Below are 12,563 nucleotides of genomic sequence, written 5' to 3'. Positions count from 1 at the left end.
AATGCAGATATTTAAGCGCTCACTGATCACCTCTATTCTGGTGGTTCTTTGTCTAATTTCAGCACAGCGGGTACATGCAGAGCTCATTGCATCAAATGACAGGGCGAATTTCTCTTATCTTTCCCCCCTTCGTAACGGACTTTCGGCAATCACCTTAGTTTGGCCAATAGATCCTCCAACACAAAGCCGGGCAACTGCATTGTTGGCCGGACTCTCAAGTGTGATGATAGGAGGGACAACGAGCCGTTCTGCTTATGAAGTTGATACATTTCGGCGGACAAAAGGATTTCAGCATAAGCTCAGTATAGATGGCCGAGATCTACTGCTCACAATATCTGCACCACCACAAGTTTTTCCGGAAGCACTTGAGTATCTGGAGGAGCTTTTACTTAAATCGGAGTACTCGAAAGGCTGGTATGAGAGGGAGTTTGAAAAGTTTAGCCTCAGAAACTCTAGCAAGACTGGAAGACCATCAGACGTCATAAATGAGATCTTTCATTTCCTTAGTTTCGGATCTGACGATGTGGCTAACGATGGAAGCGAGGGAGATATTCGTTTCGGTCAACCTAGTCAGGTCATCTTGAGGGGCGGGGATGAAGATGTTCAACGCCGTGTCGCGCAACTGTTAATGAAGCTTCCTACAAAGAAATGGGGGTTCCGTCTCACAGATTGGGCGTCTGCGCTGACTGGTGCAGAAGAGCAATCCTCTGCCTTGCCATCTGGAACCATTCATTTTGCGGATCCTGACTCCACTGAGATGTTAATCTTGCTTGTTAAAGCAGAAGAGTTTGAAGACGAAGGTGCCCAGATTGGGGCCAACCTGTTGGTGGACTATATTGGAGACAACTCGGGGTCCGAGATGTTTCGTATTATTCGACAGGAAATGCGAGCGGCTTATGAACCACGCTCAAACTTCATTGTTCTGGGAAAAAACAAGGCAATTATTTCTTTGAGTGCGACTGTTGAAGCGAAGAAGTGGCCCGAGATTTATGGCACAATGAAAGCGATTTATGAAAACACGCGTGCTGGAAAAGTAGATTTATCTGGATTGAAAGTACAGCATGATCGATTGAACAACACTTATGTTAGCCAGTTCTTTACGAGCCCTGTCTGGGGAGTGAAGCATTATCTTCACGAGTACCCTGATGGAGCGGAAGGCACGATAAACTTGCCACTTTTTATGGTGCTTGAAAATGCACCTCTCAATAAGATTATTGCGAGTTCTGAAGAGTACCTGCCGCCCTTGGATGATTTTCTTCTTATTCTGATCGGTGGAGGAGACGCTCCATCAGAGAAGCTAAAATCAAAAGGTTACTGCGCGTTGCCGAAGAACACCTCACTTAGTTTCTGCCTTGATGCACTGTCGCAGGTTTCAAACTAAGGGGGCGGCTTAGATAGCTGATTTGAGTATGCCGTTGCTGGAACGGTGGAAGATGCGAAAGCCGGAATAAAAACAAGCGCTTGAGGTTCATGCTCAAGCGCTTGTTTTTGTGTCTGGTTTTATCAGCCTTTACCGCTGTGTCAGCTTTAGCTCGATGCGGCGGTTTTTGGCGTTGGCTTCGTCGGTGGTGCCTTCTTCGAGGGGTTGGAACTCGCCGAAGCCGGCGGCGACTAGGCGGTCGGGTTCCACGCCCTTGGAGATGAGGTATTTGACCACGGAGATAGCGCGGGCGGCTGAGAGTTCCCAGTTGTCGCGCAGGCGGCCTGTGCCGGAAAGGGGACGGGCATCGGTGTGACCATCCACGCGCAGGACCCAGTTGATCTCATCGGGGATCTGGCCTTCCAGCTCCAGAATAGCGCTTGCGAGGATATCCAGCTGGTTTCTGCCTTGCGGGTTGACCTCTTCATCTCCGGAGGAGAACAGCACTTCAGACTGGAACACGAAGCGGTCGCCGACAACTTCAATATCGGAGCGCTGGGCGAGGATTTCGCGCAGGCGGCCAAAGAAGTCTGAGCGGTAGCGGGACAGTTCCTGTACGCGCTGGGCGAGGGCCACGTTGAGCCGTTTGCCAAGATCGGCAATGCGGGTCTGGCTTTCTCTGTCACGCTTTTCTGAGGCGTCCAGTGCGTCTTCCAGCACGGCGATCTGGCGGCGCAGGGCGCTGATCTGCTGGTTTAGCAGTTCCACCTGTGCCAGAGCCTTGGAGCTGATGTTCTGTTCGCCTTCCAGCTTGGCCTGAAGGGCAGCCAGTGCACCTCCTGCTTCGTCAATCTGGCCGGAACGCTCGTTGAGCAGGCCCTGAAGACGATCCCGTTCTCCAGAGGCTTGTTCCAAACCCAGTTGCAGGGAGGAGATGGTAGATTCCAGATCTCCCACATTCGCCTTTTCCAGCGCCAGCAGCTCTGTGAGCTCTGCGATTTGCTGGTTGAGGCGATTGAGCACCTTATCCCGGCCAGACAGCTGCTGGCTCATGAAGAACTGCGCAATCATGAAGATGGAGAGCAGGAAGATGAACACCAGCAGGAGTGCGGACATGGCATCCACGAAACCCGGCCAGTAATCCTCTGAGCTGCTTTGAGACCTGCGTGTGCGTACTCCTGCCATGCTTTATTCCTTCTCCCGCTCTACCTCTGCGGTGAGCGTTTTCAGGAACCGTTCGATACGGCGCTGCTGCATGGACTGGCCTTCGGCCCATTCGCGCATCATCTTCTGCTCGGAGCGTACATGCTGGACGAGGCCCTGAATGCCTTCTGCCAGTTTGCTCATGGCGGCGTTGGAGCCTTCATCTTGTGTGGTGCCTTTGGCTTCCATAGACTTGCGCAGCTTGTCCAGCGTGATGCGCAGGTCTGCGGCCATATCTGCCGTGGTGCCGTTGCCCAGCTCGTCCGGATCGATGTCCGTCAGGGTGGAGAGCCAGTCTTCCAGCTCCTGATAGAAGCGGTTCTGTGCCTGTCCTGCCTGCAGGTCGAGGAAGCCCAGAACGAGGGATCCGGTCAGACCAAGGAGGGAGGAGGAGAACGCGATGCCGAGGCCGGTCATCTGTGCCGTGATACCGGAGACCAGATCTTCAAACAGCACGTTGGCATCGCCGCCTGCTGCGTTCAGCGTGCTGACGGTGGTTGCCACAGCGCCCACAGTTTGCATCAGGCCCCAGAAGGTGCCGACCAGACCGAGGAAGATGAGCAAGCGGGTGAGGTAGCGGGAAATCTCGCGGGATTCATCCAAGCGCATGCCGATGGAATCGAGCATGGAGCGCATAGTGGTTGGTGAGATGGTCATGTCGCCTGCTTTGTTGCCAAGCAGGGTTGCCATGGGTGCCAGAAGGATTGGGGGGCGGCGTACCTCAAGGCGCGGATCGCCGAGGCGGAAGCCGTTGACCCAGGATACTTCCGGGAAAATGCGAAGAACCTGCCTGAATGACAGGAGGATACCCAGTGTCGCGACGCCTACGATCAGGCCGTTCAATGCCGGGTTTGCCATGAAGGCTTCCGTGATTTGTCCAATCAAGACAAAGGCGATGAAGCCTGCCAGGACCAGAAAAATAATCATGCGCCACAGGTAAACCTGCGGGCTCGACAGACTGTAGGGATCGTAGTCGCGTGCCATTATCCTGCGTACATCTAAAGCAAAGCGGCTTCGTTTTGTCTGGTCAGACCAATCAAGCAGAACCCGCCTTAAAGTTAATGATGTCTTTAGATAACGCGATTTCCGGTTAATAGGAAACCGCAAATCGCCGCGATTGGGCAAGAAATGCGTATGTTTTTAAATAAGTCGCATTTTCGCGCCCCTGATGCCGCGATTTGGACGGGATGTGGTCATGGTGAGTTATCCTTCGTACCAGACATCAAGAAGGTTGCGAGTTTCTCATAATTACTAGATGAACGGTCATCTGAAGTACTAAGCGCTTCATTAATCCGCTTCTTCATCTCTTCTATTGGCAAAAGCGTTAACACCGACATTAGAGCGGAAATGTTGTCGCGACGGTTGCTTCTCGGATGGAACTCTTTGCTAATAACTTCGCCAAATCGTCGTAGATCCGCGCTTCTCTTTAACGCATCACCACGTCTGAGAACCTGATCAAACTCAAATAAGACTTGATAGCGATCAGGATCAGATTTTAGTAACTCTCGAACAGCCTTAGATGTTGCTTGTTCTGTTTGTTTGGGTGCTACCGCTTGCCTTCTTCGACTTGTGAGTGAGATTGGTTGCTTACTGGCGTTACCTTTATTAAGGTAGGTAAGTAATCCACTCGTTGAGCCTGAAGCTTCAAGTAATTTCACAGCTTCGGAGATCTCTGTAGCGGTATATTCCTCCAGTAGCTGTGCTAACTGCAAGGCAAGTATACGGCTCTTCTTTTTCATATGATCCCCACGGTTCGAAGAAATTGGTCTGCGACTTGGTTGAGCTCATCTTTAACATACTCACGAGCATAATCAGTTAGAAAAATAGGATCGCTTTGCCGTGAGCCTGCTGGGTATGAGTCCGAATGATGGGCTACGTTATCAAAAACATGCCAATTTTGCTTGTTTGCTAGAGCAGTCACATCTCTAATTGATTGCGTTTGCTCAGGTGGTGTGTTGGATCTCCTAAGTCCATTGAAGATGATGCCTGCCATATCTAGCTGATGATTTTGATGCATCATCTTAAAATCTTCAATCGATCTAGCCAATAGAGGGAGACCAATGGTGGCCAAGAATTCTGGCTTAACGGGTACCGCGACGTATCTGCTTGCTTGGTAAGCTGCTGTTGTTAGGATGGATTCCGTTGGTGGACAATCAATAATAATCAAGTCGTAATTATGAGACACTTGTGATAAAAATCTAGGAAGTAAGTGGGACTTGTCGGTTGGGTTTTTTAGTGTCCATGCAAGCTCTAGTCTTGCCGGTAGGAGATCGAGCAAGCTGTTGTCTTGCCATGCCTTCAGTCTATGAATAACATTATTTGCGTCCAATGGTGCAGCAGAACCATTAGATGCAAATGGTGCCGAAAATTGCTCAAAAATATCTAGTACAGTAGGCCTGCCATTACTTAAATACTTTAAGTAACTCTCCGCTCCCATGAAATACTGACTAAGATTTGATTGCGGGTCTAAATCAACGGCAAGTACCCGCAAATTTGCTGCCCATGCTGCATACCATGCCAGATTAAACGTGAGGGTAGTTTTTCCTACCCCTCCCTTCATGTTTACGAGAGATACCGTTACGGCCATTTGCAACTCCTGATTTTATATATAATTAAAGTATACCTATGGTACATCTATATCGAAACAAGTAGGCAATCTAGCACTCATTGCGCGACAAACTGTAGTTAGGCAATGAGTGTTTTGTTTTTCTCCCGTTACGCACACTTGTTAGAAGTTGCAATTTGACAAGATGCGAGTTTCATTCCACATTCATTTGTGAGGCCTAGAAACCTCTCAACGCGGTACCCGCTCCCGTTAACTAGCGGATTTTTTGTGCCTATTTTATAGTGCGCAAACCCTTTGCTATGAGCGGGAGGGCGGTGAATACAATACCTTCTTCGGGAGGGAATAAACTCGCCTGTCGTTGTCAGGTTTCTAGCCTCCCGCTCGCCAGTGGGGACTAGAAAACCCAATTGTCGTGCGGTCCTTCAACAGCCAACAACGAGGCTTTGAATATGACCGACTCCGCATGCGCGTGTAGCGCCACAAATACTCTTCAGAACGATATTGACGAAGTTATCATTGCTGTCTCGGACTTGCAGAACCTTGCGTATTTTCAGCAGCTTTTGCTGAGCGAGCGGATGCAGGATTCGCGGGAGCGGGATGCTTTGTTCACTTTGCATTACGCCTTTCGTGACCGCCTGGAGGCCTTAGAAAAAGCCTGCGGAACTTTAGAGCGGGTCGCTCATCCGCAGCCGATAAACTTGACAGTGGCTTCCTGATCTCATCACTGTGATCGGCACCTGAAGGGCGGTCTATGCTCGGGCGTATCTTAAACCGAAAACCGGATTGGGCTTTTCGGTGATACACTCCAACACCCTTGTTCAGCCCTCAATGGGTGTCCTGCTGGTCTGCGGTTTTTTCATCCCCGCCGCAGGCCAGTGCTTTGGTGTGTGTGGTGCTTATGTCGGGAAAACTACGTAAATTTTGCGATGCCTGACGTATACAAGAGGTGATTGGGGTTATATGTTAGGTAGTTCTAATTTTAACTAGTTTGAATCGCTATGAGTTCTTTAAAGCGCAAGTTTCAGACCGTTGATTTGATGAATGCGGGTGTTCTGACGCTGGAGAATGGCAGGGTTTCGGGTGTGAATGCGATGGCGGGTCGTCTGCTGGAGCAGGGAGTGTTGCTGGCGCAGGTGGATCAGAGGCTGGCTCTGCTGGATAACAATCACGAGTTTGAGCAGGCGCTTGCACTGGCGCAGGCGAAGAATAAGTCCTGCGAGTTTTATCGGGCTCATGAGGGCAAGCATGGCGGTTTTCTGGTGCAGGTGCATTATGAAGCGCCGCAGCATCCGATGGCGCCGCATCTTCATCTGATCTGTATTTTTCAGCTGGGGCACAGTAATGGTCTGCCGGAGAATGTGTTTTCTTCGTTTTGTGCGTTGTTTGGATTGAGCCCGGCAGAAGGGCGGGTGGTGCGGGCTATTCTGGAAGGGGTGGACGTGACCGAGTATGCGTTGGGAGCTGACATTCAACCGGATACGGCGCGTAAGCAGTTGAAGAGTGCGCAGGGCAAGCTGAAGATGAAGGATCAGAAGCAGTTGTTGCGCTCTTACATGCAGTATGCGGCGGCGCATCAATTTATCGTGCAGATGTAAGGTTTTGCGCTATTTGTGCGTGGGGATGAAGTCGAAGAGTTCCCAGCCGTCTGTGGTGGCAGTGATGTACTGCATTTCGCTGCCTTCCAGAACTGCGCAGGTGAGTTGACCGGAGGCATAGGCCTCGGTGTCTACATCCAGCCGGTTGGTGCGGCGGTCGATGTGTTCCACGGGCGTGTGGCCATGGACGACGAAGAGGCCGAAACTCTTCTCATAATTGAGGAAAGGGCCGCGGATCCACATGAGCTCATCTTCGCTTTGCTCTTCCAGCGCCACTTCGGGCCGAATGCCAGCGTGGACGAACAGGTAGTCACCGCGTTTGTAGTAGAGTTCCAGTGATCTGAAGAAGGTTTCGTGCAGCTTGGAAAAGTTCTCCCTGAAGATGGTCTGCACGCTTTCTGCGCCTGCGGAGCCCATCAGGTCATGGTGGGAGAGGCCGTAGGACAGTAGGGTTTCCATGCCGCCCAGATCTTCCCAATGGTAGAGCGTGCCCGCGTCTTCCAGAAATTCCAGCAAGGATGCTTCGTGATTGCCTTTCAGGCAGATCTGTCGGGGCGTGCGGTGGTGGTTGTCGACGAGGAAATCGATTACGCCCTGACTGTCCGGCCCACGGTCAATGTAATCGCCGAGGAAGACGGTTACGGGATCGGCGATCGGGCGCTTTTTCAGGTCGCTCTCGATGGCTTTGCCCATGGTTTCCAGCAGGTCTAGCCTGCCGTGGATGTCACCAACTGCGTAAATGCGTGTCCCTTCCGGAAGTGTTGGATAGGGTTTTGGCATGGTCGTCCCGTTCCAAATACTGGTCTGTGTCGTGTTCAATGGTGGTGCCAATCTACTTTAAGAAAACAAATGAGGAGCAAACCCACAGCCTCAATTTGTTGGCTTTGCGGCTGTGGGCTGCTGGACGTGCCTTATAGGGGGAGGGAGATCAGGCACAGTCCGGTGAGGTAGAGGCCGAGGCCGAAGGACATGTGGGCGATGAAGCTTCTTATTCTGGCAATCTTCGGGGCAGGCGTTTTAGCGGCAGCGATGCCAAAGCCAAAGGCGGGTTGCATGAGGAAGAAAGGAAAACCCAGGGAGAGGAAGCCGATGACAAGTGGCATCAGGATGGTTGGGTTTTGCAGCCAGTCTGATCCAGTGACCGCCAGCATCAATAGGGCCAGTATAACGCCGATCGCGTAGTGTGCAACCCACCCTGTGGAACGCTCAAACGGCTGGGGCGGGCTCTGAATAATGGTTTGGTGATTGTATTGGCCGCGCGGCATGCTGAGCATCCAGCGGCCTACGAGGCGGTAATCCAAGGCTGCGATGGAGAAGAACCGCAGCCGGACCCAGGCGACCAGATCCATGAAAATTGTTGCGCCAATGCCCAGGAGGAGAGCGTTGACCAGAAGACTTGTTGTGTGCACGTTTTTGCCTTTCCTTCTAGGAATTTAGCTAAAGGTGCCACTTCAAGTCGACTTGAGGTCAAGCGGTATCTGCTGGGTTTTAATGGATAACTTTGCTCAGGCTAACAGGGCCAGAATGCTTTTTGTTTGAGTGTTGAGAAGCTGGCGCAGCTGATCCTCTGACTGGGCGTGGTCCCGGATGCCAAGGGAGGACAACACGAGGTATTCGGCGAGTTGCTGCGGGCTTTGCTGGGTGAATGTGTAGTCAGAGAGCATATCCGTGCAGGCCGTGATTTTGGTTTGCTGGGCTTGCAGGGTGGCTGCCTTGCCTTCTTCATTGAAGCCGCCGATCATGTCTCTGGCTTCCTCGGAGGCGGTGATGACCTTGAAGGAGGCGATGATGGCGTGCTCGTGATAAGCGTGCAGCTTATCTTCCAGAGTTTCCAGCTGTGCCCATTCGCCCTGAATAGCAGTGAGCGACTGCGCTGAGAAATACGAGATGCAGGCGCACAGGATCTCGGTTTTGTTTTTGTAGTTTGAATAGACTGTCTGTCGCGCCACGCCTGCTTCTGAGGCAATGTCGTGCATGCGGGTGCGGCCGATGCCAAAGCGCATGAATGCCTGTATGGCGGCTTCCAGAATCTTCTCTCGCAAATTTTCCATTTTCACATCTTGACAAAAAATGTCATTTTGTCAAGAATTACAAATATACAAAAAATGTCATGTTGTAAATTGAGGTGAAGTTGATCGCGCTGATGAACAGCATGATGACGTGTTGGAAATGAAAGGACTGCGGACATGGAACGACGTGTGGTTTTGCAGGCACTGGCTGCGAGCATGGTGACCGGTATGGTGCCGGGGCCGGTTTTTGCAGCAGCTCAGAAATTGGAGAAGAAGGGAACTGGAATGATTATCGTGACTGTTGAGGTTGAGTTTGAAGACAATCAGATTCAGCAGAAGATTGGTGCTGTACAGGAAATGGATGCAGCGACTGCTGAAGAAACTGGCTGTATCTCCTACAAATCGTCTTTGGATGCGACGAACCCGAATATCCTGAGGATCTATGAGATGTGGGAGAGCATGGATGCGCTTGTGCCGCACTTTAAAACCCCGCATATGGCGAAGTTTCAAAAGGAACTAAGCTCTTTGAAATCAAAGGGAATGACGGCGAAGGTCTATGAGGTCAACAAGGAACTGCCGTTTCCAAATTAATCGGCCTGACCTGCCAGATCAGCTTGTGATGACTATTGATCTACGCAAGCTGGTCTGAGGCTAATGTTCTTCCGTTTGGTTATTATATTTCAACGATTCCATTTTTAGGGAAATAAAATATCAATTTCGTCGTTTGGTTGTGCTCTTCGATACACTTGGGGCTTTGTTGCTTCTCTACGCTCGTGAGGTTCGCTTTTTGCTTCATGCAGTTTTGGGGAGAGCATAATGGGGCGATGTCAGGAGACGGAATTACTGGACCTATTTGAACGGCTTGCCGCACTGTTGCACTTGCCGGATCTGGCACCCAACAGGGCGGGGCAGGTCGCGCTTCACTCAGATGAACACCATCTGACGACGATGATTTCGGCACGCTATCAGGAACGGCGCTACGAAGTGCAGCTTGAGGCTGATGTCTTTCCGGAAAATGGTCTTGAACTGCCACAACTGAAAACCCTTTTGGCACGTGTTGGGCAACTTACGTCTTTTGGCCTTATCCTAGATGCACAGCAGCATTATGCGGTGCGCCAGCAACTCCTCTTACATATGAGCGATCCCGTTGAGCATCTGATGGAAGCTTTGAAGAGCTTTATTGGTGAGGCTTTGCAGCTGCGCCATTCGCTGAGTGATGCCGGAGGAGCAGAAAGCCAGTGGACCTCGGAGCATATATTGGTCTGAGTGGTTTGGGAGGAACGCCACCATGAGGAATACCGGAGTAACATCGCAAGTCAGCATACCCAGCTCTAACGTGACACCGCCTGTCGATCAGTCAGGAGGGCGCACGGCTTCAAGGAGCGGGAGCACCCAATCGGCACGGATGCCCTATCGGTTGTCGGTGGTACCGGTTGCAGAGGGGCAGGAAAGACGGGTTCCTCAGCCACAGCGGGCTGTTTCCATGGCGAGTTTTCATCGGCGGCCTGTTCCGTCCTCTGACCTGTCCGGGCAAGCTGCACAGTCAGAACGGAACGAGCCGCCTCTCTCCTCCATGGAGCGAGCGCTACTGGATGCGCGCCTTAAGCTACAGCCTGTGCAGCGGGATGTTTTGGGCGGGGAGGCCCGGTTTGGTAACAAGACTGCTGGTGTTGGCAGTGAGCATCGGGTGTTTCAGGCGCTGCAGGCATTTGCAAAAGATCCGAGCTTGCTGACGAAAGAGCGCGCGGCGGACCTACAGAAGCAGTTGGTGTCTGTCTCTTTTGCTGAGCCAGAACAAGAAACAGCCAAGACAGCTTTGGTTGAGCATCTGAACGGGGTGGCTGGTGGTTCAGCTGCAGGCCGTGACACGGTTGAGGTGCTTCGGCCTGTGCTGAAGCACCTGGAAGGGCACCTGAAAGAGCGTCAGCCTGCGCTGGATCGGGCGCTGGGCGGAGGCAGGGCGCAGTCGTTGCTGCGGGCGGGGCAGGAAGAGTGGCGTCAAGTCAGCACGGCTCAGCTCACTGAAACTGCCAGTGGAGAAGAGGGGGGCTATCATCCCACCCGCGTGACGGCACGAGGTGCGATTGCGGAAGGTGTGCAGACGGAAGGGCTGGTGCGCAATGGACTGGGTAAGTTTCCGCACAATGTGATGCCGCTGATTAATGCTGCGGTGAATGGGCGGGAAGAGATCTTCCGGACCGAAGTGCCGATCACCGATGGTGTTGCTTATGGTCGCTTTGGGTTCACCAGTTTTTATTATGCGCTGGGCGCGATCCAGAGCCTGATTTCTGCGCGATCTGCTTACACAAGCATGAAGGCAGCGGACAACGCGCTCAATACGTATCGCACTGAAGCCAAGCAGTTTCTTGAGGCACAGAAAGACATTGCCGAGCTGGCAGCTTTGTCGCGCATGGTCAAGGATGTGCAGAAGGGTGATGGTTCTCCGCTGACATTGGTGGACACCTTGGCGCAAGCAGTTCAGGCGGGCAAAATCACGAAGCAGGGCCTCGGTGTTGCGCTGAATGGCTTGTTCCCGAATTTGTCAGCGTCTGCGAAGTCTGCCTTAGATGCGTATGTCAGAGTGGAGAAGGGGGCTGCTGACGAGGTGGAGCGGCTGACGGCTCTGCGTAATCAGGTGGCGCTGACTTATGGAGAGAGTTCTGCCAGTGAGGCTGCGCATCTGGAAGGGGCTTTAAATCATCTGGATGGTGCGCTGAAGCTGCGGATGAAGGATGCGGACAAGGCTCATAAGGCGCTGACAGGTCTTGTTGCGAACTACGGCAAGAACGCCACTTTGGCGAAGGCCATGCGTAGTGACTACAAGACCCAGATGCACGTCAACATTCTGTCGGCTGAGGTTTGGGGGCTTGCGATGGTCTCTGATGGCTTGGCTATCGCTGAAAGGGCGCTCTCTGCCAACGTTGAGGGCATCTCTCTGGTCACTCAAGGGCTCGGCTATGCCGCTGGCACTGTTGGTGCAGGAGTGGGCGTTCTTGCTGTGGGGCTTTCCGCCTATGATGCCAGTGTCACAGCTATCCGTGCCTTTAAACATCACCAGACTGGCAAGAAAGCGCAGGCCTTACATCGGTTGTTTGCCGAGCGGCAAGAGGTTCCTGTTTCTGGCTTGGAAGGATCGCGAAAAGTCTCTCGGGCGCGGGATGCTGAGCTGTCAATGATTACCAAGACGATTGCCGATAATCAGTCCCGTGCGCGGAACACCAAGATTGGGAAGGCGGTGCTTTCTGCCGTTGATGGGCTGGGTTTTGCTGCGCTCACGGTTTCCGGTGTGGCTGGTGTTGTGGCAGCTGCGACAGGCGGTGTGGTTGCTGCTGGTGTCGCTGCTGCGGCGTGGCCTGTTGGGGCGGCCATTGGCGGGGCGTTTGTGCTGGGAACCGTGACTATGGCTGGAGCCCGACTGATCAAGTGGGGCATTCATCACTACAAGAGCAAGCAGTTGCAAAAGGTGATTGCTGGTGATCCGCAGGCTATGCGCAAGTACGCACGCAAGAATGGCATTGAAGTCGGTCAGGGGAACTCAGTGCGGCGGAGCACAGTGGAAGCTGAGATAAAGAAACACGCCATTGACGCTTTAACCAAGCACAGCACAAAATTCGCGCTCAACCGGTTCCATCAGCGGCTGGTGACTGAGATCGCGCAGGTGGATATGGCGCATTGGGATCAATCCCCTGCCATCGCTGTGATGAAATGCTTCTTTGATGATGCCGCACAGATCCAGGCCATCGCAGGGCTGAGCACAGATGCCGCTGTGAAGGTGCTGGCGAAGAAGTTTCAGGTGCGGGCGTAGAGCAATAGCGCAACAAAAAAGGCAG

The 12,563-nt window shown here is 52.5% G+C and carries 13 protein-coding genes; 6 read left to right on the top strand and 7 right to left on the bottom strand.

Annotated elements, in window-relative coordinates; genetic code table 11:
* Position 1 precedes the first annotated feature (1 nt).
* Positions 2-1,381, top strand: coding sequence for a hypothetical protein (locus PSE_RS27590; protein WP_208998028.1), 1,380 nt, complete (start codon positions 2-4; stop codon positions 1,379-1,381).
* 129 nt (positions 1,382-1,510) lie between these two features.
* Here the strand turns inward: PSE_RS27590 and PSE_RS22910 are convergent, their stop codons facing one another.
* From PSE_RS22910 to PSE_RS22895, 4 genes are all read right to left on the bottom strand, one after another.
* Positions 1,511-2,545: a peptidoglycan -binding protein gene (locus PSE_RS22910; RefSeq protein ID WP_014286967.1), complete on the bottom strand. Its 1,035-nt coding sequence runs from the start codon at positions 2,543-2,545 to the stop codon at positions 1,511-1,513.
* Positions 2,546-2,548: 3 nt separating this feature from the next.
* Positions 2,549-3,547: a flagellar motor protein MotA gene (locus tag PSE_RS22905; RefSeq protein ID WP_008551440.1), complete on the bottom strand. Its 999-nt coding sequence runs from the start codon at positions 3,545-3,547 to the stop codon at positions 2,549-2,551.
* A 209-nt stretch (positions 3,548-3,756) separates the two neighbouring features.
* Entirely contained in the window at positions 3,757-4,302 is a 546-nt protein-coding gene (locus PSE_RS22900; RefSeq protein WP_041768771.1) for a hypothetical protein, read from the bottom strand.
* Positions 4,299-5,150: a ParA family protein gene (locus PSE_RS22895; protein WP_014286965.1), complete on the bottom strand. Its 852-nt coding sequence runs from the start codon at positions 5,148-5,150 to the stop codon at positions 4,299-4,301. The genes PSE_RS22900 and PSE_RS22895 overlap by 4 nt, the downstream gene beginning before the upstream one ends.
* 428 nt (positions 5,151-5,578) lie before the next feature.
* Here PSE_RS22895 and PSE_RS22890 point away from each other — a divergent pair, with 428 nt between their 5' ends.
* Both PSE_RS22890 and PSE_RS22885 read left to right on the top strand, forming a co-directional pair.
* Positions 5,579-5,845: a hypothetical protein gene (locus tag PSE_RS22890; RefSeq protein WP_014286964.1), complete on the top strand. Its 267-nt coding sequence runs from the start codon at positions 5,579-5,581 to the stop codon at positions 5,843-5,845.
* Positions 5,846-6,127: 282 nt separating this feature from the next.
* Positions 6,128-6,724: a helix-turn-helix transcriptional regulator gene (locus tag PSE_RS22885; RefSeq protein WP_014286962.1), complete on the top strand. Its 597-nt coding sequence runs from the start codon at positions 6,128-6,130 to the stop codon at positions 6,722-6,724.
* Positions 6,725-6,733: 9 nt separating this feature from the next.
* On the opposite strand, the gene PSE_RS22880 is transcribed toward PSE_RS22885, so the two are convergent.
* From PSE_RS22880 to PSE_RS26790, 3 genes are all read right to left on the bottom strand, one after another.
* Positions 6,734-7,504 (bottom strand): metallophosphoesterase, encoded by a 771-nt coding sequence (locus PSE_RS22880; protein ID WP_014286961.1) that lies wholly within the window; start codon positions 7,502-7,504, stop codon positions 6,734-6,736.
* A 131-nt stretch (positions 7,505-7,635) separates the two neighbouring features.
* Entirely contained in the window at positions 7,636-8,133 is a 498-nt protein-coding gene (locus tag PSE_RS22875) for a DUF2938 domain-containing protein (protein ID WP_014286960.1), read from the bottom strand.
* A gap of 96 nt (positions 8,134-8,229) precedes the next feature.
* Entirely contained in the window at positions 8,230-8,775 is a 546-nt protein-coding gene (locus PSE_RS26790) for a TetR/AcrR family transcriptional regulator (RefSeq protein ID WP_051125956.1), read from the bottom strand.
* 135 nt (positions 8,776-8,910) lie between these two features.
* On the opposite strand from PSE_RS26790, the gene PSE_RS22865 reads away from it, so the two are divergent.
* The 3 genes from PSE_RS22865 (at position 8,911) to PSE_RS22855 (ending at position 12,538) form a co-directional block, all read left to right on the top strand.
* Positions 8,911-9,324: a putative quinol monooxygenase gene (locus PSE_RS22865; protein ID WP_014286958.1), complete on the top strand. Its 414-nt coding sequence runs from the start codon at positions 8,911-8,913 to the stop codon at positions 9,322-9,324.
* Positions 9,325-9,549: 225 nt separating this feature from the next.
* Complete coding sequence (locus tag PSE_RS22860) at positions 9,550-9,999, top strand: hypothetical protein (protein WP_041768770.1); 450 nt, start codon at positions 9,550-9,552, stop codon at positions 9,997-9,999.
* Between the two features lie 217 nt (positions 10,000-10,216).
* Positions 10,217-12,538, top strand: a complete 2,322-nt coding sequence (locus tag PSE_RS22855) for a hypothetical protein (RefSeq protein ID WP_208998027.1) — start codon at positions 10,217-10,219, stop codon at positions 12,536-12,538.
* The last annotated feature ends 25 nt before the right edge of the window (positions 12,539-12,563 follow it).

The organism is Pseudovibrio sp. FO-BEG1 (assembly GCF_000236645.1).
Taxonomy (GTDB): domain Bacteria; phylum Pseudomonadota; class Alphaproteobacteria; order Rhizobiales; family Stappiaceae; genus Pseudovibrio.
This window is presented reverse-complemented; position numbering and strand designations above follow the sequence as displayed.

Bases quoted from the DNA above. Each gene is read 5' to 3' on its own strand.
- PSE_RS27590 (WP_208998028.1), top strand. From the start codon at position 2: ATGCAGATATTTAAGCGCTCACTGATCACCTCTATTCTGGTGGTTCTT.
- PSE_RS22910 (WP_014286967.1), bottom strand. From the start codon at position 2,545: ATGGCAGGAGTACGCACACGCAGGTCTCAAAGCAGCTCAGAGGATTAC.
- PSE_RS22905 (WP_008551440.1), bottom strand. From the start codon at position 3,547: ATGGCACGCGACTACGATCCCTACAGTCTGTCGAGCCCGCAGGTTTAC.
- PSE_RS22900 (WP_041768771.1), bottom strand. From the start codon at position 4,302: ATGAAAAAGAAGAGCCGTATACTTGCCTTGCAGTTAGCACAGCTACTG.
- PSE_RS22895 (WP_014286965.1), bottom strand. From the start codon at position 5,150: ATGGCCGTAACGGTATCTCTCGTAAACATGAAGGGAGGGGTAGGAAAA.
- PSE_RS22890 (WP_014286964.1), top strand. From the start codon at position 5,579: ATGACCGACTCCGCATGCGCGTGTAGCGCCACAAATACTCTTCAGAAC.
- PSE_RS22885 (WP_014286962.1), top strand. From the start codon at position 6,128: ATGAGTTCTTTAAAGCGCAAGTTTCAGACCGTTGATTTGATGAATGCG.
- PSE_RS22880 (WP_014286961.1), bottom strand. From the start codon at position 7,504: ATGCCAAAACCCTATCCAACACTTCCGGAAGGGACACGCATTTACGCA.
- PSE_RS26790 (WP_051125956.1), bottom strand. From the start codon at position 8,775: ATGGAAAATTTGCGAGAGAAGATTCTGGAAGCCGCCATACAGGCATTC.
- PSE_RS22865 (WP_014286958.1), top strand. From the start codon at position 8,911: ATGGAACGACGTGTGGTTTTGCAGGCACTGGCTGCGAGCATGGTGACC.
- PSE_RS22860 (WP_041768770.1), top strand. From the start codon at position 9,550: ATGGGGCGATGTCAGGAGACGGAATTACTGGACCTATTTGAACGGCTT.
- PSE_RS22855 (WP_208998027.1), top strand. From the start codon at position 10,217: ATGGCGAGTTTTCATCGGCGGCCTGTTCCGTCCTCTGACCTGTCCGGG.